The following is a 24,758-nucleotide window of genomic DNA, read 5'->3' as shown; positions in this document are numbered from 1 at the left end:
CGTCATGCCGGCGGAGACCGGCATCCCAGGCGGCTCCTGCGACGACCTTGCCGCGCCTCTCCCGAGATGCCGGCCTCCGCCGGCATGACGGTTATGGGACAGCCTCAACCTCGCCTCAGAGCGCCAATGTCGCCGCCAGCTTGCGGTATTTCTCCACGTCCTTGTCGAAGAAATAGAGCGCCGGGGCCTCATAGGTGACGAGGTAGAGTTGGCCGTCGACGAATGCGCCGATGGCCTCGCCCCTGCGCCGCACGCCGTCGTCCTCGCGCGCGAAGCGATAGGTGAAGCGGATCGCCTTGTGCCCGCTCAGCGTCGCCGGCTCCTGGCTCTCGACCTCCATCTGCGTCACCGCATATTGGATGCGATAGGTCGATTCCAGCAGCACGGGGATGTCGGTGATCAGCATGTCGGCTGCCACCTTGGGCAGCGGCTGGTGCTTCTTGTCGATCTCGCGCACCAGCGGTTTCCCGCTGGGGATGCCGCCGAAGAAGGTGACCTTGTTGAGCTGGTCGCCGTCGCGGGTCCATATCTCGACATTCTTGCCGTCCTTGCGGCTCAGCCGGTTCCATTCGTCGGTCGGCGAAGCCGAGAAGCGCGACTCCGCGATGTGCGGACGGGGGCCGGCCGTGACCAGCGAATTGGCCGAGGCGGGGGCGACGGCGGCGAGGCCCAGCGACAGGCCGATCAGAAGGCGCTTCATCATCAATCCTCAGTTTGCGACCAGCGCGCGGATCATCTTGGCGTCGCCGGCCTCCGGCGCGGCGGCCAGATAGGCGTTCAGCGATTGGCGTCCCTCCTCCGCCTGTCCGTTGCGGAGCAGCGCCAGCCCCAGGTTGCGATCCAGTTCGGGGCCCGCATATCCGGCGGCGCGGGCCTCGCGATAATATTGGGCGGCGACCTGCAGGTCGCGCGGATTGCCGCGCGTGCGATAGAGCTCGGCACGGGCGAAGAGCAGATCGGGGCTCCACCCCGAAGCCGCCGCGATCGACTGGAGGATATGCTCGGTGCCGCCGAAGTCGTTGCGCTTGATCTGCGCGGCCAGGAAGCGCGGCAGATAGGGCGCCATGGCCGCGCGATATTCCCTGGCGCGCGCATCGCCGCCGGCCGGCATCTTCGCCGCGGCTTCGGCCAGATAGATCGATCGGTTGAGCGCCGTGGGATGCGAGTCGAAATAGCCGGCCGTGTATCTCTGCTTGGATTTCTGGTTGCGACCGGCCGCGCTCGCATCCTCCTCGGCCATCAGGTTCTTCCACACCTCGGCGGGCGTCGACGCGGGATAGCCCGACGACGCGGCATATCGCAGGCCGAGCAGGTCGGCGTCGGTCTCCTGTTCCCGGCCATAGCGGTAGATGCCCCTCGCTATGATGTTCTGCGTGAAGCTGGTGTCGCTGTTGGCCAGCGCCCCCCACAGGCCGATCCAGGCGATCGCATCGGTCGCCCGGCGCCTTTGCTGGAAGCCGGTGAGGCTGTGCCGCAGCTCGAAATGCGCGAACTCGTGACCGAGCACCGCCGCCAGTTCCGCCTCGCTGCGCGACCGCAGCAGCAGGCCCGACCAGACCTGCATCGTGCCATTGGCCATCATCGACGCATTGAAGCCGGGAATCTCCATCGCATAGATGCGGACCCCCGCGCAGCGGTCCGCGCCCACTTCGCGGCACAGTACCTCACGCAGATAGGCCTCCAGCCCGGCTTCGCGGATTCGCAGCGGGCTGTCGCGCAGGCCGCGCTCGGCTTCGTCCGCCTCCATCCACACCCCGCGTTCGTCGACGGTCCGGGGTTCGTAGGCGTGGCTGTAGGCCGGCAGCTCCAGCCCCGGCTCGGCCGCGCGCGTCGGCGGAGTCGTGCCGAGCATCGCCAGGCTCGCGGCCGCGCCGCACAGGGCGAGGCGGGAAAGGGCGCGCATGCTATTCGCCCGTCGTCGGCGAGGCTGTCGCCGTCGCCGTCGCCGCCGTTGCAGGCGCCTCGGCCGGCCGGCCGGGAAAGCCCTCGAGCAACTGCCTGACCCGCTTGGCCGCGCCTTCGGCGGTGCGCACGTCGCCGCCCATCTGCTGGTCGGCGTTCAGCCAGACCAGTTCGCCGGTCTTGAGGTCGACGAGGCCGGCATGACCCTTGTGCACGCCCGACGTCACGGCCGCGCCGGGCGCGAACAAGGAGACGACCTGCAATATCTTGCGGCCGGTCGAGCCATATTCGTCGTGGACGTTGATGAAGAGCGCGTAATCGCCGCCTTCCAGCGACTTCAACCGGGCGATGTCGCCGCCGACGCCCCAGTCGAAGCTGTCCTTGCGCTTCTTGGTCGGCAGCCGGTTGCCTGAAAAGAACTGATATTCGATCACGGACTCGGCGACGGCGCCGAAGAGCTGCGAATATTCGCTCACCAGCGCGCCTTCGCCGGACGACCCCTCGTCATAGCTGATCACCACATTGCCCAGCCCCGCCTGGGCATCGGCCAGGGCCCGCGCGATGGTCTCGCGCGCCTGCATCGTCCAGTCGGCATTGGGCTCGGCCATGCCGCCGGTCGACTGCTCCCCCACCCAGATGGTGGGCCGCATCAGCACGATACGGGCGGTGCCGGGCGCCAGGGCGAAGCCCGGCTTGTTCCCCGTCTTCTCCTGCGCCGCGGCGGACATGCCCGTCGCCGCGATCGCCACGGCACAGGCCGCGCGCAAAAGCCATGTGATCTTCATGAGGCCCCCCTCCGAAGGCCATCATCCGATCAAAGCGCGACGTTGGAAAGCCGACCGCACCGTATTGGTTCATTCTCCCGCCCCGTCCCGTGCGGGCCGGGCGGGAGAAAGGGGAGGCCTACTCCCCCTCGACCTGGCTCACGTCGCGGACCGCGCCGCGCGCGGCGTTGGTGGTGAGGGCGGCGTAGGCGCGCAGGGCCGGGGAGACGTTGCGCTTGCGGCCGAACGGCTTCCATGCCTTCTTGCCGCGCGCGACCATCTCCTCCTGCCGGGCGGCCAGCGTCGCGTCGTCGACGTCGAGGCGGATGCCGCGATTGGGGATGTCGATCAGGATCGGGTCGCCGGTCTGGACCAGCGCGATCAGGCCGCCTTCGGCCGCCTCGGGCGAGACATGGCCGATCGACAGGCCCGACGTGCCGCCCGAGAAGCGGCCGTCGGTGATCAGCGCGCAGGCCTTGCCCAGTCCCTTCGACTTCAGATAGCTGGTCGGGTAGAGCATCTCCTGCATGCCCGGTCCGCCCTTCGGCCCCTCATAGCGGATCACCACCACGTCGCCCGCCTTCACCTCGTTGCCGAGGATGCCGGCCACCGCCGCGTCCTGGCTCTCATAGACGCGCGCGGTGCCGTGGAAGGTCAGCACGCTCTCGTCGACGCCCGCCGTCTTGACGATGCAGCCCTCGGGGGCGAGGTTGCCGAACAGCACGGCGAGGCCGCCATCCCTGGAGAAGGGATGCTCCGCGCTGCGGATCACGCCCGCCTCGCGGTCGAGGTCGAGCTCCTTCCAGCGGTTGTTCTGGCTGAACGCCACCGTGGTGCGCACGCCGCCTGGGGCGGCCTTGTAGAAGTCGCGCACGCTCTCGCTCTCGGTGCGGCTGACGTCCCAGCGGTCGAGCGCCGCGCCCAGCGACGGCGCGTGGACGGTCGGCAGGCTGGCGTCGATCAGCCCGGCCCGGTCGAGCTGGCCGAGGATCGCCATGATGCCGCCGGCGCGGTGGACGTCCTCCATGTGGACGTCCTGCTTGGCGGGCGCGACCTTGCACAGGCAGGGGACGCGGCGCGACAGGCGGTCGATGTCGGCCATGGTGAAGGGCACTTCGCCCTCATGCGCGGCGGCGAGCAGGTGGAGCACCGTGTTGGTCGATCCGCCCATCGCGATGTCGAGGCTCATCGCATTCTCGAAGGCGGCGAAGCTGGCGATGCTGCGCGGCAGGGCGGTGGCGTCCTCCTGCTCGTACCAGCGGCGGGCGAGGTCGACGATCGTGTGCCCGACCTCGCGGAACAGCTTCTCGCGGTCGGCATGGGTGGCGAGGACCGATCCGTTGCCGGGCAGCGACAGGCCCAGCGCCTCGGTCAGGCAGTTCATGCTGTTGGCGGTGAACATGCCCGAGCAGGAGCCGCAGGTCGGGCAGGCCGACCGCTCGATCACCTTCACCTCCTCGTCGGTGTAGCTCTCGTCGGCCGCGACGATCATCGCGTCGATCAGGTCGACCGCGAGGGTCTGGCCGCGAATGTCGACCTTGCCGGCCTCCATCGGCCCGCCCGACACGAAGATGACGGGGATGTTGAGGCGCATCGCCGCCATCAGCATGCCGGGCGTGATCTTGTCGCAGTTGGAGATGCACAGCAGCGCGTCGGCGCAATGCGCGTTGACCATATATTCGACGCTGTCGGCGATCAGGTCGCGGCTCGGCAGCGAATAGAGCATGCCATCATGGCCCATGGCGATGCCGTCGTCGACCGCGATGGTGTTGAACTCCTTGGCGACGCCGCCCGCCGCCTCGATCTCCCGCGCGACGAGCTGGCCGAGGTCCTTGAGGTGGACATGGCCCGGCACGAACTGGGTGAAGCTGTTGGCGATCGCGATGATCGGCTTGCCGAAATCCTCGTCGGTCATGCCGGTGGCGCGCCACAGGCCGCGCGCGCCCGCCATGTTGCGGCCATGGGTGCTGGTGCGGGAACGATAAGCGGGCATGTCCACGGTCCTCGAATTCTTGTCCACGTCGCGGCCATGATAGGCGCTTTCGCAAGGGTTGAGAAATATACTATTCAGTCGCTATAAGGTCGCTGGGAGACTTAATAGATGGACCTGCGCCAGCTCCGCCATTTCCTCGCGGTCGCCGACACGCTGCATTTCGGCCGCGCGGCGGAGCGGCTCGGCATGACCCAGCCGCCGCTCAGCCAGTCGATCCTCGCGCTCGAACGCCGGCTCGGCGCGGACCTGTTCGTCCGTTCGAAGCGCAGTGTCGCGCTGACCGCCTTCGGGCGGCAATGGCTCGACCATGTCCGGCCGGCGGTCGCGGCGGTCGCCGCGCTCCCCGCCGTCGCCGAGCGGCTGCGGTCGGGGGCGTCGGGGCGGCTGTCGCTCGCCTTCGTCAGCACCGCCGACTATAATGTGCTGCCGACGCTGGTCGCGCGCTATTCCTCGGCCTTTCCCGACGTCGAGCTGGAGCTGGTCGAGGCGACCAGCGACGTCCAGGTCGAGGACCTGCTGAGCGGACGGATCAACGCCGGCATCCTGATCTCGACGCGATCGGCGCTGCCGCCGGCGCTGGCCTATCGCCCGCTGCTCAACGAGCCGCTGGTCGCGGCGGTGCCCGAAAGCTGGATCGACGAGGGGCGCCTCGCGACCGGCGACGGAACGCTGCGCGACGACCGATGGATGGCGCAGCCGCTGATCATCTTCCCGGCGCGGGTCGCGCCCGATTTCCACGATCTGGTGATGCGCTTCTACCGGTCGCGCGGGCACCAGCCCTTCATCCGGCAGGAGGCGATCCAGATGCAGACGATCATCAGCCTGGTTTCGGCCGGGCTCGGCATGGCGCTGGTGCCGGCGTCGCTGCGGCATCTGGCGCGGACCGGGGTGCGCTACCTGCCGCTCGCGGGCGCGCCGGAGCTGGAAACCGGGCTGGCGTGGCGCGAGCGGGACGACAGCCCGACGCTGGCGGCGTTCCTCGGTATCGCTTTCGAGGCCTTGCCTCACCATTCCCCCGCGCCTAGGACGCCTCCTCATGCGGCCAGCACGTCATCCTGAACTTGTTTCAGGATCCACCGCGCCACAAGGCATGGCTATGAGGATGATGGGTGGATGCTGAAACAAGTTCAGCATGACGGTTATGGGGTGATGATGCGGCCGCTCGCTTCGGGCGTTGGCCTTGCGGCCGCTCTCCTCCTCACCGCCTGCGGCGGCGCCGACGACGCGGTCGCCGGGGCCCGGCCGATCGACTGCCGCCTCGCCGAGGCCAAGGGCTTCGAGCAAATCTGCTCGGTGGAGCGGATGGAGAGCCCCGACGGGCCGGTCCTCGTCGCGCGCGGGCCCGACGGCGGGTTCCGCCGGCTGCTGATCGTCAAGGACGGGCGCGGCGTGATCGCCGCCGATGGCGCCGAGCCGGTCGAGGTGCGGCCGGCGGGCACGGGCCATGTCGACGTGACGGCGGGTGGCATGGTCTATCGCCTGCCCGCGAAGGTGGCGGCATGAACGGCCGGCCGATCCTCACCGCCGCCGAGACGCGTGCCGCCGAGGCGGCGGTGTTCGCGACCGGCGTCACCGTCGAGCAGGCGATGGAGGCCGCCGGCGGCGTCGTCGCCGAGGCGGCGTGGCGCCATGCCGGCCGGGTGCCGACGCTGGTGCTGTGCGGGCCCGGCAACAATGGCGGCGACGGCTATGTCATCGCCCGGCTGCTCAAGGCGCGGGGGCTCAAGGTCCGGGTCGCCGCGAGCGGGGAGCCGAAGACCGAGGCCGCCCGCGCGATGCGCGCGCGCTGGGACGGGCCGGTCGAGCCGCTGGCCGACGCCGCGCCCGCGCCGCTGCTGATCGACGCGCTGTTCGGCACCGGGCTCGCGCGGCCGCTCGACCCGGCGATCGCGGCGCCGCTCGAACGGCTGGCCAAGGCGGCGCGGCTGCGCATCGCGGTCGACCTGCCGAGCGGGGTGGGGACCGACGACGGCGCGCTGCTCGGCCCCGGCATCGCCTATGAGATGACGGTCGCGCTGGCGGTGCTCAAGCCCGCCCACCGGCTCCAGCCGGCGGCGGCGCTGATGGGCCGGCTGGTGCTCGGCGACATCGATATTCCCGGCGCGTCGAAGCTGGTCGAGATCGCCCGCCCGCATTTGCCGGCGCCGGGCCCTGCCGACCATAAATATACGCGCGGCCATGTCGTCGTGGCCGAGGGCGCGATGCCGGGCGCGGCGCTGCTCTCCGCGATGGCGGCGCAGCGCGGCGGCGCGGGCTATGTCACGCTGGCGGGCAAGGCGACGGGGCAGGGCGGCCCCGCCGCGATCGTGCGCCGCGACGCGCCGCTCGACGACATCCTCGCCGATGATCGGGTCGGCGTGGCGCTGGTCGGGCCGGGGCTCGGCCGCGACGCGGCGGCGCGGGCGCTGCTCGACGTCGCGCTGGCGGCGGGCAGGCCGCTGGTGCTCGACGCCGATGCGTTGGTGCTGCTGGCGGGCAGCGGCGCGTTGTCCGGCATTCCGATCCTGACCCCGCATGAGGGTGAGTTCACGAAGCTGTTCGGCGCGCTGTCCGGCAGTCGGATCGACCGCGCCCGCGCGGCGGCGGAGCGGTCGCGGGCCGTGGTCGTGCTCAAGGGCCCCGACACGGTGGTGGCCGCCCCTGACGGCCGCGCGGCGATCGCGGCGCCCGCGCCGGGCTGGCTCGCCACCGCCGGGACCGGCGACGTCCTCGCCGGGCTGATCGCGGCGAACCGGGCGCGCGGGCTCGATCCCTTCGACGCCGCCTGCGCGGGCGTGTGGCTGCACGGCTATGCCGCCAGGTTGGCGGGGGCGGGGTTGATCGCCGACGACCTGATCGCGCATCTGCCGCGAGCGCTGGAGGCCTGCCTGTGAGCGACGAGGCGGTGAAGGACTGGGAGCCGATCGTCCGCATCGCCGCCCGCGGCGAGGGGATCACCGCCGATGGCCGCCATTCGCCGCTGTCGGCGCCGGGTGACCTGCTCGGGCTCGACGGCAGCCTGCAATGGGGGCCGCACCATGTCGAGCCGCCGTGCCGCCATTTTCCCAAATGCGGCGGCTGCCAGCTCCAGCAGGTCGACGACCAATCCTATGCCGATTTCCTCGGCCAGCGGATCACCGGCGCGCTGGCCCAGCAGAAGATCGACGCGCCGCCGCTGGCGCCCGCCGCGCTGTCCGCGTCCGGGACGCGCCGCCGCGCCTCGCTCCACGCCGAACGGCAGGGCAAGCGGATGCTGCTCGGCTTCAACGAGGCGCAGAGCCACCATATCGTCGACCTGCGCATGTGCGCGGTCCTCGATCCGAAGCTGTTCGCGCTGGTCGATCCGCTGCGCCGGCTGCTTCATCCGATGCTGCGCGACCGGCGCGCGGCGGGGGTGCAGATGACGCTGGTCGACCAGGGCGTCGACCTGCTGATCGAAAAGGTCGAGGTCGACGGGCTCGCCGCGATCGAGGGGCTCAATGATTTCGCGCAGGCGCATGGCCTCGCGCGGCTGTCGGTCGACGATGGCTACGGCCCGCAGCCGCGCTGGGAGCCCGAGCCGGCGACGGTGACGCTGGGCGGCGTCGCGGTGCCTTTCCCGGCGGGCGGCTTCCTCCAGGCGACCGCCGAGGGCGAGGCGGCGCTGCTCGCCGAGGTCGAGGCGATCGTCGGCGACGCCCGGCTGGTCGCCGATCTCTTCGCCGGGCTCGGCACCTTCGCGCTGCCGCTGGCGCGGACGCGGCGCGTCTATGCGGCCGAGGGCGCGCGTGACGCGGTGCTGGGGCTGAAGGCGGCGGCCGACCGCAGCCAGCGGATGATCGGCATCGACCATCGCGACCTGTTCCGCCGGCCGCTCGACGCCGCCGAACTCGACCGCTTCGACGTGGTCGTGCTCGATCCGCCCCGTGCGGGCGCCAGGGAGCAGATGCCCGCGCTCGCCGCGACGACGAAGGTGCGGCGGATCGCCTATGTCTCGTGCAACCCCTCCACCTTCGGCCGCGACGCGCGGACGCTGGTCGAGGGCGGCTGGCGGCTGGAGCGGATCACGCCGGTCGGCCAGTTCCGCTGGTCGACCCACACGGAACTGGTGGCGGCGTTCGCACGGTAGGCGCTGTCAGGCGGCCGGGCCGCCGAACAGCAGCAGCGCGGCGCGCAGGCTCAGCACGAACAGGACCAGCGACGCCGCGACGAAGATCGCGAAGCGCAGCATCACCAGGTTGACCGTCGCCTGGACGAGGCTGTGGACGATCCGCAGCGCGACATAGGCCCAGGCCAGCGTCGCGTTGAGCCCGCCGCCCGCCGCGAGCAGGGAGAGGGTGATCGCCACCGCGTAGAAGATGGTCGGCTGCTCGTGGAGATGGTTGTAATTGTCGGCCTTCCAGCGGACCCGCGCCGGGATCTTGTCCATGAATTCGCTGGCCGGCCGGCCGGGATCGTAGACGATGCCGCCCTTGACCATCGCCGGGATGCGCGTGGCGTAGAGCCATGTCCACATCACGAACGTCCACAGCACCAGCGCGATCACCGCGCACAATATCGGCGTATGCATGCGATCCTCCCTCTCCCGGCTGTCCGCATCGCAGCCGAAACCTTGCATCAACTACCATATTGCTTCGACCAAAGGCGAAACGATCGCGAATTTAGCCGGGTGAATGCGTATCATTGCTGAGTGCGTGGCTCAGGGGGCCATGCGATAAGCAACGCATGTACCAGTCGCTTATCTATGTCAGCCGCAGCAGGCTCGAATTGCCGTCCCAGGCGGCGGAGATCGACCGGATCGTGGCGGGTTCGATCATACGCAACGGCCGTCTCGGCGTGCGCGGCGCGCTGATCTTCACCGAGCGTCATTTCGCCCAGATATTGGAAGGCCCGTCAGGCGCGATCGCGGAGTTGATGGACAGCATCCGCCGCGATCCGCGGCACGAGGCGGTGACGGTGATCGAGGACAAGCCGATCGACGGCTATCGCTTCCCGGACTGGAGCCTCGCCTATTGGGGCGACGCCAGCTACATGGACCAGCATGTCGCGCGGGTGCTCGACAAGGCCGACGCGCTCAGCCGGACCCAGCAGACCGCCAATCTCTACGAATTGCTGCGGAAGCTGTCGCAGGCGAGCCACGATCAGGACGGCCCGATCGGGCGGCCCTCCTCGCACTGAAGGCACTTCTCCATCTCTCCGTCATTCCCGCGAAAGCGGGAATGACGGAGGAGGATAGGTCGATCGCCCGAAAGGGCGCTGTTCAAATCAGTCGAACAGCTTGCCCCAGGCGCGCTTGGCGCGGGTCTTCCAGTGGCCGCGATGATAGGCATCGGACGCCAGCAGCGGGATCACCGAGCCGGCTTCCGCGAACACCATCTGCTCGATGCCGGTGTTGACCTTGCCCCAGCTCGCCGCTTCCTGGAGGGTCGAGGAGGAGCAGGCGCCGTCGCGCACGTCGGCGACGGTGATCTGCACCGCATATTTGTGCACCTCGACATCGTCATGGCCGAGGATCTCGGCGCAGACGACGGTGTCCTGGATGAAGTTCTTCGGCACGCCGCCGCCGATCATCAGCAGGCCGCTGGTGCCCGCCTTGATCTTGATGTCGGTCAGTTCGCGGAAGTCGGCGATCGCGTCGAGCACCATATAGGGGCGACCCGCCTTCATGCAGTCGACCTGGTGCTTGACCAGGCCGAAGCCGGCCGAGCTGTCGACGAAGGCCGGGCAGAAGATCGGCACGTCATGCTCATAGGCGAGCTTGACGAGGCTGTTCTCCTTCTTGCCGTGCTCGACGAGATATTTGCCCATCTCGCGGATGAAGGCGCGGCTCGAATAGGGGCGGGGCTCCAGCGCGTTGGCGATCTTGTAGATCGTGTGGTCGCAGTCCTGGAGCTGCTCCTCGTCGATATAGGTGTCGTAGATGCGGTCGATCAGCAGCGAGCGCAGCGTGTCGTCGTCGGGCACTTCGAGCGCCTGATAGTGCTTGTGGCCGAGGCCCTCGAAGAAATCCATGTCGACGATCGAGGCGCCGGTCGCGACGACCGCGTCGACCATGCCCGAGCGGACCAGCTCGGCATAGGCGTCCATGCAGCCGCCCGCCGAGGTCGAGCCCGCGATCACCAGGAAGATGGTGCAGTCCGGGTCCTCGAGCATCTGGTTGTAGATGCCGGTCGCGCGGGCGAGGTCGCGGCTGGTGAAGCTCATCTTGCCCATCGCGTCGATGATCGGGCGCGCGTCGAAGCTCTTGATGTCGATATGCTCGACGGTGGTCGAGAGCAGCTCGGCCTTGCGCGTGTCGTTGATGGCGGCGTCGTTCATGGGACTTTCCTCGTAAAATTCCTTCGTCATGCCAGCGAAGGCTGGCATCCATGTCTCTCTCAACGGGAGATGCCGTCGATCGTGACAACAGACATGGACCCCAGCCTGCGCTGGGGTGACGAGTCTATTGTGGTTGGGCTCTTACAGCTTGATGACGTTCGACGAAACCGCCTCGCGCACGTCGTCGTCCTGGACGTAGAGCGTCGCCATCGGCTCGTCCTCGACGATCACGCGGTCGCCCGCGGTGAAGCCGTTGAAGCCGGTGCGCATCGCGCAGCCATAGGCGCCGAGCATGCCGATCTCGATATAGTCGCCAGGGCCGACGTCGGCGGGCAGCATGAACGGGCCGGCCATGCGATCCATGTCGTCGCAGGTCGGGCCGTAGAAGCTGAAGCCGATGTCGCGGGCCGGCGACTCCGGCTCGCGCAGCAGCTTGACCGGGAAGCGCCAGCCGATGTGCGCCGCGTCGAACAGCGCGCCATAGGCGCCGTCGTTGATGTACAGCTCGTCGCCGCGGCGGCGCTCGACGCGCACCAGCAGGCTCGCATATTCGGCGCACAGCGCGCGGCCGGGCTCGCACCACAGCTCGGACGAATAGCTGACCGGCAGGCTTTCGAACGCCTGGTGGATCGCGCCGAAATAGGCTTCGAGCGCGGGCGGCTCCATGTCCGGATAGACCGAGGGGAAGCCGCCGCCCACGTCGATCACGTCGACGGTGACCGCCGCCGCGACGATCGCCGCGCGGACGCGCTCCATCGCCTGGACATAGGCCGACGGGCTCATCGCCTGACTGCCGACGTGGAAGCAGATGCCGAGCGCGTCGGCGACCTGGCGGGTGCGCTGCAGCAGCTCCTTGGCCTCGGCCTGCTCGACCCCGAATTTGGAGGCGAGGCTGAGCTTCGACAGTTCCGACGAGACGCGCATGCGGACGCACAGGGTCAGGTCGGTCGCGCCGTTGGTGGCGCGGACGATCTTCTCCAGCTCCTCGATCGAGTCGAGCGAGAAGGTGCGGACGCCATAGTCGGAATAGGCCTCGGCGATCGCTTCCTCGGCCTTGACCGGGTGCATGAAGCACAGGGTCGCCTCCGGCGCGATGCCGGCGACGAGGCGGACCTCGGCGATCGACGCGACGTCGAAATGGGTGATCCCGTTCTCCCAGAGGATCTGGATGAGCTCGGGCGACGGATTCGCCTTCACCGCATACATCGAACGACCCTGGAACTTCTCGACGAAGAACCGGGCGGCCCGCGCGGCGGCATGGGGACGAAGGAGCGTTACCGGCTGAACCGGTCGAAGGGCGGTAGCTAGCCCCAGCGCGCTATGGTGCTTGTGCAACTCAAGGGACCTCCGGGTGTAACGTTGGCAAGAAAGCTGCCTTGCGGTGGAAGTCCCATGGGGCAGCGGAGGCGCGGATATATGGTGCGCTGACCTTGATGTAAAGTTTCCATCTTCGCCCTGTCGTCGCGGGAGGTCCCATGGTCCGGAAAACGGGCGGATTCCGGGGCAAGGCGTTGATCCGGATAGGGAGAATTCCGGGTGCCGGAGGCCGCGAATCGGCGCGACGGCTTGCCTTTGGCGCGCGGCTATGGCTTGCCTGCGCCATGCACGGAACGAGGCGGTAGGCGATGGCGGGGCATCATCATCATGCGGGCCATGGCCACGACCATGGTTCCGGTCACGCCCACGCCCACGGGCCGCGCGAATATGGCCGCGCCTTCGCGATCGGCATCGTCCTCAACCTGGCCTTCGTCGTGGTCGAGGGCGCGGCGGGCCTGTGGGCGGGATCGCTCGCGCTGGTTGCCGACGCCGGCCACAACCTGTCCGACGTGCTCGGCCTGCTGATGGCCTGGGCCGCCTATGCGCTGTCGAAGCGGCCGGCGAGCGCGCGCTACACCTACGGCCTGCGCGGATCGTCGATCCTCGCGGCGCTGTTCAACGCGATCCTGCTGCTGTTCGCCTGCGGGGCGATCGCGCTGGGGGCGATCCAGCGCTTCTTCGAGCCGGCGCCGGTGCAGAGCGGGACGATGATGGCGGTCGCCGCGGTCGGCATCGTCATCAACCTGGGCACCGCCCTGCTGTTCCTGCGCGGCAGCCAGGACGACCTCAACATTCGCGGCGCCTTCCTCCATATGGCGGCCGACGCCGGGGTATCCGCCGGCGTGGTCGCGGCCGGCTTCCTGGTGCTCGAGACCGGCCTGCTGTGGATCGATCCGGCGATCAGCCTGGTGATCGTCGTGGTGATCGTGGCGGGCACCTGGGGCCTGTTCCGCGACTCGCTGGTGATGTCGCTGCAAGGGGTGCCCGGCGGGATCGACAGCGCTGCCGTCACCGCGCGGCTCGGCGGCCTGGCGGGGGTGGAGGCGGTCCATCACGTCCATATCTGGCCGACCAGCACGACCGAGGTGGCGCTGACCGCGCATCTCGTCATGCCCGACGGGAGCGGGGACGACGCCTTCCTCGCCGCCACCGCGAAGCTGATGAAGGCCGAATTCGGCATCGGCCACGCGACCTTCCAGATCGAGCGCGGCGAATGCGCCGACGGCCAGCCCGACTGCTCGCCCGGCCAGGAACAGGCGCGCGACCACGATCATGTTCACGACCACGACCACGACCACGACCATGGCCCCGGTCACGGCCACCAGCATCGTCATTGAGGACCCGCATGACCCGTCCCGCGCTCGTCCACCTGATCGCCGCCGTCCGGCCCAATTTCATGAAGATCGCGCCGCTGTGGCATGCGCTGAAGGCGGCCGGGGATTTCCGCCCGCTGATCGTCCACACCGGCCAGCATTACGACGCGGCGATGTCCGACGACATCTTCGCCGACCTGGGCCTGCCGGCGCCCGACCATCATCTCGGCATCGGATCGGGCACCCATGCCGAGCAGACCGGCCGGGTGATGATCGCCTATGAGAAGCTGGCGATGGAGGAGCGGCCCGACTGGCTGATCGTCGCCGGCGACGTCAACTCGACCGCGGCGACCTCGATGGCGGCCGGCAAGCTGCGCATCCCGATCGTCCATCTCGAAGCCGGCCTGCGCAGCCGCGACCGCGACATGCCGGAGGAGCTCAACCGGCTCGTCACCGACGTGCTCGCCGACGTGTTGTGGACCCCGTCGCCCGACGCCGACGCCAATCTCCGCGCTGAGGGCATCCCGGAGGCGCGGATCACCCGGGTCGGCAACATCATGATGGACAGCTACGAGCTGGTCCGCCCCGCGATCATGGCCGACGGCTATCCGGCCGAGCTCGGCCTCGTGGCCGGCGGCTATGGGGTGGTGACGCTGCACCGGCCGTCCAATGTCGACGTGCCCGAGCAGCTCGACCGGCTGGTCGAGGCGCTGGTCGCGGTGCAGGCGCATCTGCCGCTGGTCTTCCCGGTCCACCCGCGCACCCGCCAGCGGCTCGGCGACGCGGGTGCCGCCCGGCTGGCGGCGGCGGGCATAAGGCTGGTCGGCCCGGCCGCCTATGTCCGCTTCATGAGCCTCGTCGCCGGGGCGGCGGCGGTGATCACCGATTCCGGCGGCATCCAGGAGGAGACGACCTATCTCGGCATCCCCTGCCTGACGCTGCGCGAGAATACCGAGCGGCCGATCACGATCACCGAGGGGACGGCCCAGCTCGTCAACGCGGGCAACCTGCTCGAACGGCTGCTGTCGGCGCTCGCCCAGCCCCGCCAGGACCGCAAGCGCCCCGACCTGTGGGACGGCCGCGCCGCCGAACGCTGCGTCGAGGACCTGCGGCGGCGGACGGCGTCTCGTTGAAATGGACCATTGAATAGTCTAAATAATGGTTGCGGAGAACGTGACAGAAGGCGGACATGGCATGCGGGTTTCGGTGACGGAGGCCAAAGGGCAACTGACCGAACTGGTTCGGCGTGCCGAAGCGGGTGATGAGGTCATCCTGACCCGCCACGGCCATGCCGCCGTTCGGCTGGTCCCGGTGAAACCCTTGCCCGATTCCCGGTCGCGCAAGGCCTTGCTCGACGCGGTCCGCGCATCGGCCGCCGAGAAGGCGACGGCAGGGCCGAATGCCGCGCGCAGCCAGGATTTCCTCTATGGCGAGGACGGTCTGCCCGAATGATCGCCGTCGATACGTCGGCGCTGATGGCGATCGTGCTCGACGAGGCGGAGGCAGACGCCTGCGCCGCAGCGCTCGAAGCCGAGGATGAACTGCTGATTTCGGCCGGTACGGTGGCCGAGGCGTTGATCGTCGCCGGGCGCCGCAACGTCCTTCCGGAAGTGGAAAAGCTGATCGAAGGGCTCGGTTTCCGGATCGTCGAAGTGACGCCGGCCAGAGCGCGTCACGTCGCCGAGGCCTATGGGCGGTGGGGGAAGGGCATCCATCGGGCCGGGCTCAACTTCGGCGATTGCTTCTCCTACGGTCTGGCCAGGGAATATGGCTGCCGGCTGCTTTATGTCGGCGCCGATTTCGCTCGGACCGATATCGAGGGCGTCCACCAGCGCGATTGAAGATATGCCCGTCATCCCGGCGAAAGCCGGGACTCCCTGCCTTTCCGTTGCAAAGCGCGAGACGAAGAAAAGTGAGATCCCGGCTTTCGTCGGGATGACGGGGTGTTGATTGCCGATGATGTGGTGGATTTCGCCAACATGTGGTGGATGGATTGCTATTTGGGATGCTATCCAATTTTCTAAATCACTGAAAAATCAGAATAATCAAAACTGGCACGGCTCGTGCTGAAGGAGGGGCATGGATACGGGCGACGGGCCCGGCAGGGATTTGGGACGAAACGACATGCAGCACGATCAGACCGCGGTCTTCTGGCGCCACGACACCTTCCTCGGCGTGTGCGAGGCGCTCGGCCAGGATTTCGGTTTCCACCCGAACTGGCTGCGGGTCGCGTTCGCGCTCGGGCTGCTGCCCAGCCCGATGATCACGCTCAGCCTCTATCTGGGCCTCGGCGTGCTCGTCGCGGTGTCGCGCTTCGCCTTTCCGGCGCGTCGCAAGGCTGTCGTCGAAGCGGCGTCCGCGCCGGCCGCCGACAATGACGCGGCGTCGGTCGAGCTGGCCGCCGCCGCCTGACCGGCCGGCCGCGGCCGTGGCGCGAAGAGGCGGTTGAGCCGGGCGACCCACAGCTCGTCGATCCGCGCCACCCCGGCCGCCACCATGAAGATCACCGTCATCGACAGGAAGAAGGCCGCGATCACCGGCACCGGGCGATGGCCGAGCGCCAGCATCATCTGGCTGCCGATCGCCGATTGCAGCGGCACGTGGATCACGTAGATGGCGAAGGACAGCCGGCCGAGCTGCCGGCCGATCCACCAGTCGGCCTCGCGCAGCCGGGCCAGCCCGCGTATTCCCAGCAGCAGCGCGGTCGCGCCGATGCCGTGGACGATCCAGTCGAGCCGCTGCACCTGCGTCCACATCCAGTCGTCGGTGATCATCGACGGCGGGATCGACTTGAAGTTCGAGCCGAGCAGCAGCCCGGCCGCGATCAGCGCGGCGGCGGGCGCGGGGCCGATGTCGGCGGGCCGGTCGAGCAGATATTTGGCGACGTAGACCGTCGTCACGCAGATCGCGCAGAGCGCGTGGATCTCGAGCGCCGCGATCGCGAGGATGGTGATCAGCACCGCGTCGAGCACCGGCCGCCGCCGTGCCCCGATGGTCATCGCGCCGAGCAGCGCGAGCAGGCTGCCGAACAGCTCATACTTCATCGTCCACAGCGCCGAGTTGTACTGGCTGACGCCGCTCGCGAAGAGGTGCAACGCGTCCTTCGCCGCGCCCGTCAGGCCGGGTTCGGGCCAGGGCGCCCAATATTTGATGCCGCCGCTGCGATCGAGCCATTCCGATCCGCTGACATGCGCGGCCTCCTGCGTCGGCAGCAGCCCGGCGGCCAACAGCAGGAAGGGCAGCAGCGTGCCGATCAGGGTGAGCGGCAGCAGGCGGGGCAGGCGCTTCGCCATCGCCGCCAGCGCGCGGCTGCGCGGCGTGCCGGAGACGAGGCCCTTGGTCAGCACGAAGCTCGACAGCACGAAGAAGATCGCGACCATGAAATGGCCGTTGACGATCGCCAGCAGGAACGGGCGTTCGGCGATCAGCCCGGCCTGGTCCATCGCGACGGGGGCCCGGCCCGGCGGGACATAGGCGAGCAGGAAATGATAGAGCGCGACCGCCAGCGCGGCATAGCCGCGGAGCATGTCGACATCACGATATTTCGCGGGCGCACCTCGGGTCACTACCGGCTCCATGGGCGGTTCGCGACGGGGGCCGCCCCGATAGCGCGAAGCCGTGGCGAAGGCGCGGGCATCGGGACGGGACGGGCGGAAAACGCCGTGAACGCGGTCGCGGCGCCGGCCTGATCGGCTAAGATGTGCGCGGGCGGCGACGACGGGGGACAACGGCATGGAGACCGTCCGACCCGATGCGCCCGATCGATCCCGCCACGCTCGCCGGCGAGCATTTCGACACCGTCGTCGTCGGATCGGGCTTCGGCGCGGCCTTCTTCGTCCGCAAGCTGCTCGAACGGCGGCCCGGCAGGATATTGATCGTCGAATGGGGCCGGCACCATCCGCACGACTGGCAGGTGGCGCACGGCACGAACAGCGCGCTGCCCGCCGACCGGACCTACCGATCCGACAATCCCAAGCCCTGGCATTACACGGTGGCGCTGGGCGGCGGCACCAATTGCTGGTTCGGCCAGGCGCCGCGCTTCCACCCGTCCGACTTCAAGCTGCGCAGCCGCTACGGCGTCGGCAACGACTGGCCGATCGACTATGCCGACCTCGAACCCTATTATGGCGAGGCCGAGGCGATCATGGCGATCTCGGGCGATCCCGACATGACCGCGATCTTCCCGCGCTCGATCCCCTATCCGCAGCCGCCGCACCACCTGACCACGCCCGACCGGATCATGAAGAAGGCGCAGCCCGAGGCGCATTTCGCGATGCCGACCGCGCGGGCGCGGGTGGCGACCGAACAGCGTCCGGCCTGCTGCGCCTCCTTCACCTGCCAGCGCTGCCCGGCCGACGCCAAGTTCACCGCGAACAACGGGCTGATGCCGATGTTCGGCGACGAACGCGTCACCGTCGCGCTGCGATCGAAGGCGCTCCGCTACGAAGGCGCCGGCAACAGCGTAAGCGCGCTGGTCTTCGAACATGCCGGCAAGCCCTGTCGCGTGACGGGCGATCTGTTCGTGCTCGGCGCCAACGCGATCCAGAGCCCGGCGATCCTCCAGCGCTCGTCGATGGGCGGCGGACTGACGGGCAAGGGGCTGCACGAAAGCCTCGGCACCCATGTCGAGGTGCTGCTCGACGGCATGAACGGCTTCGACGGCAGCACCATCACCACCGGGATCAACTTCGGCCTCTACGACGGCGACCACCGCGGCGAACATGGCGCCGCGCTGGTCTATTTCGACAATCGCTGGACCCACGGCCTGCGCGCCGAGAAGGGGCGCTGGCGGCAGAGCCTGCCGCTGATGATCGTGACCGAGGACCTGCTCGAGGACCGCAACCACGTCACCGTCGACGGCAGGGGCGAGGCGGTGGTCAGCTTCGTCGCGCCGTCCGACTATGCCGAGCGCGGGCAGGCCGAGGCCTTCGCCAAACTGCCCCGGCTGCTCGAACCGCTGCCGGTCGAGGACATCGTCTTCCGATCGCGGCGGCCGACCGAGTCGCATCTGCAGGGCACGCTGCGAATGGGCGAGGACCCGGCGACGTCGGTGATCGACGCGAAGATGATCCACCATCGCTGGCGCAACCTGGTCGTGGTCGGCAGCTCGGCCTTCGCGACCTGCTCCTGCGCCAATCCCAGCCTCACGGTCGCCGCGCTGTCGCTGCGCGCGGCGGCGATGGTCTGAGGAGAAACCGATGACCGTCATCGCAACCCGCCGCACCGTCCTGGCCGCCGGCGCCGTCGGCGCGCTGGCCGTCGCGGGGGGCGGGGCGATCGCGATCGGGGCTTCGGGCCGCGAGCAACTGGTGCGATCGGTGCTCCGCCGGCTGGTCGGGCCGTTCGTGATGGCCGATGCCGATTTCGGCCGCATGGTCGCCGCGATCGATCGGGGCACCGGCTTTCCACAGGGCTACAAGCTGCGCCTCGTCTCCGCGCTCGAACGGTCGGGCTGGGCGGACGCGGCGATGGCCGGGGCGCCCGCCGGCATCCGCGACGATTTCGAGAGGCTCGAACGGTCGATCCTGACCGAGTTCGTGACCAGGACCACTTTCCTCCAGGGCGAGACGCCCGGCAAGGCGCCTGTCACCTATCTCGGCCCACAGCCCTGTTCGAGCCCGTTCGCCGATTTCAGCATGAGCTGATGATGGCCTCCAATCCTATTTTATGGCTGACCGGCGTGTCCTTTCGGGTCTATGGGGCTCGCATTAGGGCAGACCAGCGGAGCCGGGGCAATGACCGTCATCATCAAGGAAGCCGACCTGATCGAGAGCATCGCCGATGCCCTCCAGTACATCAGCTATTATCACCCGATGGATTACATCAAGGCGCTCGGCGCGGCCTATGAGGCCGAGCAGGGGCCGGCCGCCAAGGACGCGATCGCGCAGATCCTGACCAACAGCCGGATGTGCGCCGAGGGGCATCGGCCGATCTGCCAGGATACCGGCATCGTCACCGTCTTCATCAAATGGGGCCAGCAGTGCATGCTGGACTCGGAGAAGAGCCTGCAGGAGGTCGTCGACGAGGGCGTCCGCCGTGCCTATCTCCACCCCGAGAACCGGCTGCGCGCCTCGATCCTCCGCGATCCCGCCTTCAGCCGGGTCAACACCAAGGACAATACCCCGTCGGTGATGAACGTCGAGATGGTGCCCGGCCACCATGTCGAGGTCGCGGTCGCGGCCAAGGGCGGCGGCTCCGAGAACAAGTCGAAATTCGCGATGCTCAACCCGTCGGAGTCGATCGTCGACTGGGTGCTCGAGATGATCCCGAAGATGGGCGCCGGCTGGTGCCCGCCCGGAATGCTCGGCATCGGCATCGGCGGCACCGCCGAGAAGGCGATGACGATGGCCAAGGAGTCGCTGATGGGCGACATCGACATGGCCCAGCTCAAGGCGCGAGGGGCCCAGAACGACATCGAGAAGCTGCGCATCGAGATCTTCGACAAGGTCAACGCGCTCGGCATCGGCGCGCAGGGCCTGGGCGGCCTGTCGACCATCCTCGACGTCAAGATCATGGACTATCCGACCCATGCGGCATCGAAGCCGGTGGCGATGATCCCGAACTGCGCGGCGACCCGCCATGCGCATTTCCACCTCGACGGATCGGGGCCGGCCTATCTCGACCCGCCGAGCCTCGACGAATGGCCCAAGGTCGAATGGGCGCCGTCGAAGGAGTCGATCCGCGTCGACCTCGACACGCTGACGCCCGAGGTGGTGGCGAGCTGGAAGCCGGGCGACCGCCTGCTGCTCAACGGCAAGATGCTCACCGGCCGCGACGCCGCGCACAAGCGCATCCAGGACATGCTGGCCAAGGGCGAGGAGCTGCCGGTCGATTTCAAGGGCCGGGTGATCTATTATGTCGGCCCGGTCGATCCGGTGCGCGACGAGGTCGTCGGCCCGGCGGGCCCGACCACCGCGACGCGGATGGACAAGTTCACCGAGATGATGCTCGACCAGACCGGCCTGATCGCGATGGTCGGCAAGGCCGAGCGCGGCCCGACGGCGATCGAGGCGATCCGCAAGCACAAGGCCGCCTATCTGATGGCGGTCGGCGGCGCCGCCTATCTGGTCGCCCGCGCGATCAAGGGCGCCAAGGTCGTCGGCTTCGCCGACCTCGGCATGGAGGCGATCTACGAGTTCGACGTCAAGGACATGCCGGTCACCGTCGCGGTCGACGCGACCGGCGAGAGCGTCCACCACACCGCCCCGCTCGTCTGGCGCGAGAAGATCGCGCGGGAGAAACTGCTCGAGAATGCGTGATCCTTCGGGCCGGGATGGAGGGTAGGTCGTGAGACTTTCCCGAGATCCCGGCCTCCGCCGGGATGACGAGGGGTAATGGGAGGCTGGACCTACATCCTCGCCAGTAAGCCGTTCGGCGTACTCTACGTCGGGGTCACCGCCGATCTTGCCGCGCGTCTGACCGTCCATCGCGAAGGGCGCGGTTCCGATTTCGTGAAGCGCTTCAACTGCAATCGCCTCGTCCTCGTCGAGCCGCATGCGACGATCGAAGAGGCGATTGCCCGGGAAAAGGCGCTCAAGAACTGGCGGCGCGACTGGAAGCTGCGGCTGATCGCCGAAGCCAATCCCGGCTGGGACGATCTTTTCGACCGCTTCAACCAATGATCGTCGCCCCGGCGGAGGCCGGGGCCTCAGGAGACTGGGACGGAGTGGAGGTGGTGCGACTCTCCTGAGGCCCCGGCCTCCGCCGGGGCGACGGCTTTTCAGGGCCAGGTGAAGGTGAGGCGGGTCTCCCCCGTCGTCGTCCCATCGGCCGCGAAGCGCCGTTCGAGGAACAGGCCCTGGCCCTCGCGGTCGATCGCGACGACCGAGCTGCAGCGCGTGCCGTAGACCGGGTCGAGGATGAAGATCGGGCTGTGGTTCGGTTCGCGCGGCACGTCCGATGGCGTCGCGGGGTTGAGGCCGATGGCGGGCAGGCGTTCCTCGCGCAGCGGGTCGAACAGCTGCTCGGGCGTGTCGGCCGGGCCGGTCAGCCAGTCGAGCAGTGCCGACTTGAGCCGCATCGTCTTGGGCCAGGGCTCGTCGAGCCGGCCGTTGGACAGGCCGTAGAGGCCGGGGGCGAGCGCGGTGCGCTGCGGTTCGGGCCGGTTGCTCAGGAAATGCGCTCGCTCGCGGTCGAGCGCGATCAGGTTGACCGGATTATAGGCGTCGATCGCGACGCTCTCCGGATCGTCGCCGTCGAGCAGGCCGGTGACCAGCGCCCCGCGCGAGGGGCGGCCGGGCTCGGGCAGGCCGAAGCCGCGCAGATTGGTGACGACGACGCAGCGGCCCGCTTCTGAGACGCCGAGCCAGGTGCCGCCCGATTGCAGGTCCCGCCCGGCGATCAGCGCGGGCCGATCCTCCCAGCGGGCGAGCGGGGCGGCGGGGCGGCCATGATATTCGTCGCGATTGCCCGCCAGCACCAGCCGCCAGCGCGGATGGGCGTTCCAGGCGAGGGCGACGACGCACATCGTCAGGCGCCGCGCGTCGGCCGCCGGCCGCCGGGCCAGCGCGTCTCCGGCACGAAGAAGGTCGTCACCAGCGCCACCGCCATGCAGCCGGTGACGTACCAGAAGAAGGCGGATTCGACGCCCGCGGCCTTGAAGCCGAGCGCGACCGATTCCGCGGTGCCGCCGAAGATCGCCTGGCTGACCGCATAGGGCAGGCCGACGCCGAGCGCGCGGACGTGCGGCGGGAACAGCTCGGCCTTCACCACCGCGCTGGTCGCGCTCGACCCGGAGATGATCAGATAGGCGACGCAGAGCAGCAGGAACGCCTCCAGCCCGCTGGTGGCGGCGCCCAGCGCGGTGAACAGCGGCACGGTCGCGACGATCCCGCCGATCCAGCACCAGTAGAGCAGCGGCTTGCGCCCGATCCGGTCGGACAGCGCGCCGAGCATCGGCTGGATGACGATGTAGAAGATCAGCGCGCCCGAGCAGATCAGCGAGGTCAGATCCTTGGCGAAGCCCGCGCTCGCGACCAGATATTTCTGCATATAGGTGGTGAAGGCGTAGAAGCTGACATTGCTGCCGATCGACAGGCCGAACACCAGCGCCACCTGCTTGGGCCGCTCGCGCAGCAGGGCGACGAGGCCGCCCTTGCGCCGTTCGCCCGCCGTCTCCTCGATGAAGTCGGGGGTCTCGTCGATCCCGCGCCGCAGCCAGAAGACGCTGATCGCCAGCACCGCGCCGGTCGCGAAGGCGAGCCGCCAGCCCCAGGCTTCGAGCTGCGCCTCGTCGAGGAACAGGAATTGCAGCACGACCAGCAGGCCGAGCGCGAGGAGCTGGCCCGCGATCAGCGTGACATATTGGAAGCTCGACCAGAAGCCGCGCCGGTCGGGCGGGGCGATCTCGGTCAGGTAGGTCGCCGCGGTGCCGAACTCGCCGCCCAGGCTCAGCCCCTGCGCCATGCGCGCGAAGGTGAGCAGCAGCGGCGCCCAGATGCCGATCGAGGCATAGGTCGGCGCGCAGGTGATGATCAGCGACCCCGCGCACATCAGCGTGATCGACCAGGTCAGCGCGGTCTTGCGCCCGTAGCGGTCGGCCAGGATACCGAGCAGCCAGCCGCCGAGCGGGCGCATCAGGAAGCCGATCGCGAAGACGATGCTGGTCGACAGCAGCTGCGCGGTGGGATCGGCCTCCGGGAAGAAGCTCTTCGCGAAATAGAGCGAGAAGGCCGAATAGATGTACCAGTCGTACCACTCGACGAGGTTGCCGAGCGATCCGCCGACCACCGAGCGGATCGGGTTGCGGGGGCGGGCGGCGGCGCTCAATACAGCCCCAGGCCGTTCACCTCGACCTCGTCGAGGGCGATGCCGAAGACGAAGTTGAGGCGCAGGCGGTAGGCCTTGGCGCTTTCGATATCGGCCTCGACCGCCTGCTCGCCGGCGCGGCGGCTATAGTGGCGGTCGGTGAGCGCGGCGAAGCCGGTCGGCAGGCACAGGCTGACGATCGTCAGGGTGGTGAAGCGCGTGTCGGGCCGGGTCGCGGTCCAGTGGTTCGCCATCTCCAGGTCGGACGGCGCGACCTCGTCGAGCGTGAAGCTGTATTGCGGATGCCAGTCGGCCCCTGGCTCGCCCTGGCGTTCGAGCATCCAGCCGTGACGCTCGTCGCGGGAGAGGCGGAAGGTCGCGCCGTCGGGCGCGGTCGCGGCCGAACCGTCGGCGAGCGGCATCGGCGGAGTATAGCTGCCGCCGAAGCCGGCATCGGCGATCCAGTCCCGGCCGTCGATCCGGACGAGGTTGAGCGTGTGGGTGCGCGGTGGCGTCTCCTCGGTCGTCAGCAGCCGGACGCGCGCGAGCAGCGGCCGCGCCTCGAAGCCGAGCGCGTGGAGCGCGCGCAGGAACAGGCTGTTCTGTTCGAAGCAATAGCCGCCGCGCCGGCGGTGGACGAGCTTGTCGAAGACATGGGCGGGATCGAGGCTGATCCCCCGGCCCAGCGTCACGTCGAGATTCTCGAACGGGATGGTCAGGCGCTGGCCGCGCTGGATGGCGGCGAGGCCGTCGGCATCGGCGGCGGGCGGCGCCTTGGTCGCGATGCGGGCGAGATAGGCGTCGAGGTCGAAGGGGATGGTCATTTCTTGCAGCTTCCGATGCGTCGTCCGGTGCCGGTCGTCTCGATCCTGACCGGTTCGCCTTCCTTGGTGCCGGTCGACAGCGTCGAGATCGCATAGCCGTCGGCGGTATAGCTGCCCTTCGACGCGACCAGCAGCCCCTCGGGGAAGCGCTTGTTGGTGCAGAAGGTGTCGTAGACGAGCTTGCCGCCCGCCATCGAGAAGCGCCGTACCTTGCAGACGGCGGCGTCGTCCTGGGTCAGCAGCGCCTCGGGCCGGGCGGCGAGCTCGGCCGCGCTGTGGCAGCTCCGGCGGGTGCGGTTGCCGGCGAACATCTTGATCACCCATTGCGGGACGCCGGGCACTTCGGCGCTGACCGTCACCGTCCGATGTTCCCACTGGCCGGCGGAGAAGGTGTCGGCGAGGGCCGGAGCCGCGCCGGTCAGCAGCAGGAGGGCGAGGATGGCCGGTGTCCGGCCGATGATGCTGGCGCCCCTGCGAAACCGATCGATCATTTGCGGCATTTCTCCCTGTCGCGGGCGATCCTTAACGCCTGGCGACCAGGGTTCAAGCGCCAGCCCGCCGGGCGCGCGCGATTTCGGTCGAAGATAAAAGGTGAACATCCGCCCTCCCTGTCCTACATAGG

At 68.9% G+C, this 24,758-nt stretch carries 25 protein-coding genes and 1 pseudogene; 14 read left to right on the top strand and 12 right to left on the bottom strand.

Features of this window, described 5'->3' with window-relative positions:
- Positions 1–115 precede the first annotated feature (115 nt).
- From HRJ34_RS08510 to ilvD, 4 genes are all read right to left on the bottom strand, one after another.
- The gene (locus HRJ34_RS08510; protein WP_226949108.1) at positions 116–703 is read right to left on the bottom strand and encodes a hypothetical protein; all 588 of its coding nucleotides are present in this window, start codon (positions 701–703) and stop codon (positions 116–118) included.
- 6 nt (positions 704–709) lie between these two features.
- Positions 710–1,903: a M48 family metallopeptidase gene (locus HRJ34_RS08505; RefSeq protein ID WP_208633852.1), complete on the bottom strand. Its 1,194-nt coding sequence runs from the start codon at positions 1,901–1,903 to the stop codon at positions 710–712.
- Between the two features lies 1 nt (position 1,904).
- Positions 1,905–2,687 (bottom strand): hypothetical protein, encoded by a 783-nt coding sequence (locus HRJ34_RS08500; RefSeq protein ID WP_208633851.1) that lies wholly within the window; start codon positions 2,685–2,687, stop codon positions 1,905–1,907.
- A 118-nt stretch (positions 2,688–2,805) separates the two neighbouring features.
- Positions 2,806–4,659 (bottom strand): dihydroxy-acid dehydratase, encoded by a 1,854-nt coding sequence (ilvD, locus tag HRJ34_RS08495; RefSeq protein ID WP_208633850.1) that lies wholly within the window; start codon positions 4,657–4,659, stop codon positions 2,806–2,808.
- 108 nt (positions 4,660–4,767) lie between these two features.
- On the opposite strand from ilvD, the gene HRJ34_RS08490 reads away from it, so the two are divergent.
- From HRJ34_RS08490 to HRJ34_RS08475, 4 genes are read left to right on the top strand one after another with little or no spacing between them, the layout of a single operon-like run.
- On the top strand, positions 4,768–5,718 hold the full coding sequence (locus HRJ34_RS08490; protein WP_208633849.1) for a LysR substrate-binding domain-containing protein: 951 nt from the start codon (positions 4,768–4,770) through the stop codon (positions 5,716–5,718).
- 54 nt (positions 5,719–5,772) lie between these two features.
- Positions 5,773–6,162 (top strand): hypothetical protein, encoded by a 390-nt coding sequence (locus tag HRJ34_RS08485; RefSeq protein ID WP_208633848.1) that lies wholly within the window; start codon positions 5,773–5,775, stop codon positions 6,160–6,162.
- Positions 6,159–7,532 carry an NAD(P)H-hydrate dehydratase gene (locus tag HRJ34_RS08480; protein ID WP_208633847.1) on the top strand — a complete coding sequence of 458 codons (1,374 nt, stop codon included), beginning with the start codon at positions 6,159–6,161 and terminating at the stop codon, positions 7,530–7,532. Before HRJ34_RS08485 ends, HRJ34_RS08480 begins: the two co-directional genes overlap by 4 nt.
- A complete protein-coding gene (locus HRJ34_RS08475) occupies positions 7,529–8,746 on the top strand; it encodes a class I SAM-dependent RNA methyltransferase (protein WP_208633846.1) in 1,218 nt (405 codons plus the stop codon). The genes HRJ34_RS08480 and HRJ34_RS08475 overlap by 4 nt, the downstream gene beginning before the upstream one ends.
- 6 nt (positions 8,747–8,752) lie before the next feature.
- Here HRJ34_RS08475 and HRJ34_RS08470 read toward each other — a convergent pair whose 3' ends face one another.
- Complete coding sequence (locus tag HRJ34_RS08470; protein WP_012050834.1) at positions 8,753–9,187, bottom strand: MAPEG family protein; 435 nt, start codon at positions 9,185–9,187, stop codon at positions 8,753–8,755.
- Positions 9,188–9,342: 155 nt separating this feature from the next.
- Between HRJ34_RS08470 and HRJ34_RS08465 the strand changes: the two genes are divergently transcribed.
- Positions 9,343–9,795 carry a BLUF domain-containing protein gene (locus tag HRJ34_RS08465; protein ID WP_037505549.1) on the top strand — a complete coding sequence of 151 codons (453 nt, stop codon included), beginning with the start codon at positions 9,343–9,345 and terminating at the stop codon, positions 9,793–9,795.
- Between the two features lie 87 nt (positions 9,796–9,882).
- Here the strand turns inward: HRJ34_RS08465 and HRJ34_RS08460 are convergent, their stop codons facing one another.
- Positions 9,883–10,935: a 1,9-bis(guanidino)-5-aza-nonane synthase gene (locus HRJ34_RS08460; protein ID WP_012050836.1), complete on the bottom strand. Its 1,053-nt coding sequence runs from the start codon at positions 10,933–10,935 to the stop codon at positions 9,883–9,885.
- A 141-nt stretch (positions 10,936–11,076) separates the two neighbouring features.
- On the bottom strand, positions 11,077–12,270 hold the full coding sequence (locus tag HRJ34_RS08455; protein ID WP_012050837.1) for a type III PLP-dependent enzyme domain-containing protein: 1,194 nt from the start codon (positions 12,268–12,270) through the stop codon (positions 11,077–11,079).
- Between the two features lie 290 nt (positions 12,271–12,560).
- On the opposite strand from HRJ34_RS08455, the gene HRJ34_RS08450 reads away from it, so the two are divergent.
- The 5 genes and pseudogenes from HRJ34_RS08450 to HRJ34_RS29180 form a co-directional block, all read left to right on the top strand.
- Positions 12,561–13,589 carry a cation diffusion facilitator family transporter gene (locus HRJ34_RS08450; protein WP_030090967.1) on the top strand — a complete coding sequence of 343 codons (1,029 nt, stop codon included), beginning with the start codon at positions 12,561–12,563 and terminating at the stop codon, positions 13,587–13,589.
- 8 nt (positions 13,590–13,597) lie between these two features.
- Positions 13,598–14,698: a non-hydrolyzing UDP-N-acetylglucosamine 2-epimerase gene (gene wecB, locus HRJ34_RS08445; protein WP_029995200.1), complete on the top strand. Its 1,101-nt coding sequence runs from the start codon at positions 13,598–13,600 to the stop codon at positions 14,696–14,698.
- Positions 14,699–14,723: 25 nt separating this feature from the next.
- The gene (locus HRJ34_RS08440; RefSeq protein ID WP_012050840.1) at positions 14,724–15,017 is read left to right on the top strand and encodes a type II toxin-antitoxin system Phd/YefM family antitoxin; all 294 of its coding nucleotides are present in this window, start codon (positions 14,724–14,726) and stop codon (positions 15,015–15,017) included.
- A complete protein-coding gene (locus HRJ34_RS08435; RefSeq protein WP_208633845.1) occupies positions 15,014–15,406 on the top strand; it encodes a type II toxin-antitoxin system VapC family toxin in 393 nt (130 codons plus the stop codon). Before HRJ34_RS08440 ends, HRJ34_RS08435 begins: the two co-directional genes overlap by 4 nt.
- Positions 15,407–15,644: 238 nt before the next feature.
- A pseudogene (locus tag HRJ34_RS29180) lies at positions 15,645–15,806 on the top strand (PspC domain-containing protein); the annotation flags it as partial.
- Positions 15,807–15,841: 35 nt separating this feature from the next.
- Here the strand turns inward: HRJ34_RS29180 and HRJ34_RS08430 are convergent.
- Positions 15,842–17,131: an acyltransferase family protein gene (locus HRJ34_RS08430; RefSeq protein WP_226949107.1), complete on the bottom strand. Its 1,290-nt coding sequence runs from the start codon at positions 17,129–17,131 to the stop codon at positions 15,842–15,844.
- Between the two features lie 185 nt (positions 17,132–17,316).
- Between HRJ34_RS08430 and HRJ34_RS08425 the strand changes: the two genes are divergently transcribed.
- From HRJ34_RS08425 to HRJ34_RS08410, 4 genes are all read left to right on the top strand, one after another.
- Complete coding sequence (locus tag HRJ34_RS08425; RefSeq protein ID WP_208633844.1) at positions 17,317–18,753, top strand: GMC oxidoreductase; 1,437 nt, start codon at positions 17,317–17,319, stop codon at positions 18,751–18,753.
- A gap of 10 nt (positions 18,754–18,763) precedes the next feature.
- A complete protein-coding gene (locus HRJ34_RS08420; RefSeq protein WP_012050844.1) occupies positions 18,764–19,210 on the top strand; it encodes a hypothetical protein in 447 nt (148 codons plus the stop codon).
- A gap of 90 nt (positions 19,211–19,300) precedes the next feature.
- On the top strand, positions 19,301–20,824 hold the full coding sequence (locus HRJ34_RS08415) for a fumarate hydratase (protein ID WP_012050845.1): 1,524 nt from the start codon (positions 19,301–19,303) through the stop codon (positions 20,822–20,824).
- A gap of 75 nt (positions 20,825–20,899) precedes the next feature.
- On the top strand, positions 20,900–21,187 hold the full coding sequence (locus HRJ34_RS08410; RefSeq protein WP_012050846.1) for a GIY-YIG nuclease family protein: 288 nt from the start codon (positions 20,900–20,902) through the stop codon (positions 21,185–21,187).
- Positions 21,188–21,285: 98 nt separating this feature from the next.
- On the opposite strand, the gene HRJ34_RS08405 is transcribed toward HRJ34_RS08410, so the two are convergent.
- From HRJ34_RS08405 to HRJ34_RS08390, 4 genes are read right to left on the bottom strand one after another with little or no spacing between them, the layout of a single operon-like run.
- Positions 21,286–22,032: an NRDE family protein gene (locus tag HRJ34_RS08405; RefSeq protein ID WP_208633843.1), complete on the bottom strand. Its 747-nt coding sequence runs from the start codon at positions 22,030–22,032 to the stop codon at positions 21,286–21,288.
- 2 nt (positions 22,033–22,034) lie between these two features.
- Positions 22,035–23,333, bottom strand: coding sequence for an MFS transporter (locus tag HRJ34_RS08400; RefSeq protein WP_029995194.1), 1,299 nt, complete (start codon positions 23,331–23,333; stop codon positions 22,035–22,037).
- Entirely contained in the window at positions 23,330–24,136 is an 807-nt protein-coding gene (locus HRJ34_RS08395) for an arylamine N-acetyltransferase family protein (RefSeq protein ID WP_041379412.1), read from the bottom strand. Before HRJ34_RS08395 ends, HRJ34_RS08400 begins: the two co-directional genes overlap by 4 nt.
- Positions 24,133–24,627 (bottom strand): DUF3617 domain-containing protein, encoded by a 495-nt coding sequence (locus HRJ34_RS08390; protein WP_029548892.1) that lies wholly within the window; start codon positions 24,625–24,627, stop codon positions 24,133–24,135. Before HRJ34_RS08390 ends, HRJ34_RS08395 begins: the two co-directional genes overlap by 4 nt.
- Between the last annotated feature and the right edge of the window lie 131 nt (positions 24,628–24,758).

It is taken from the genome of Rhizorhabdus wittichii (assembly GCF_017607425.1).
In the GTDB taxonomy this organism is placed as follows: domain Bacteria; phylum Pseudomonadota; class Alphaproteobacteria; order Sphingomonadales; family Sphingomonadaceae; genus Rhizorhabdus; species Rhizorhabdus wittichii.
Note: the sequence above shows the minus strand (reverse complement) of the source record. Positions and strands in the feature narration are given on the sequence as shown.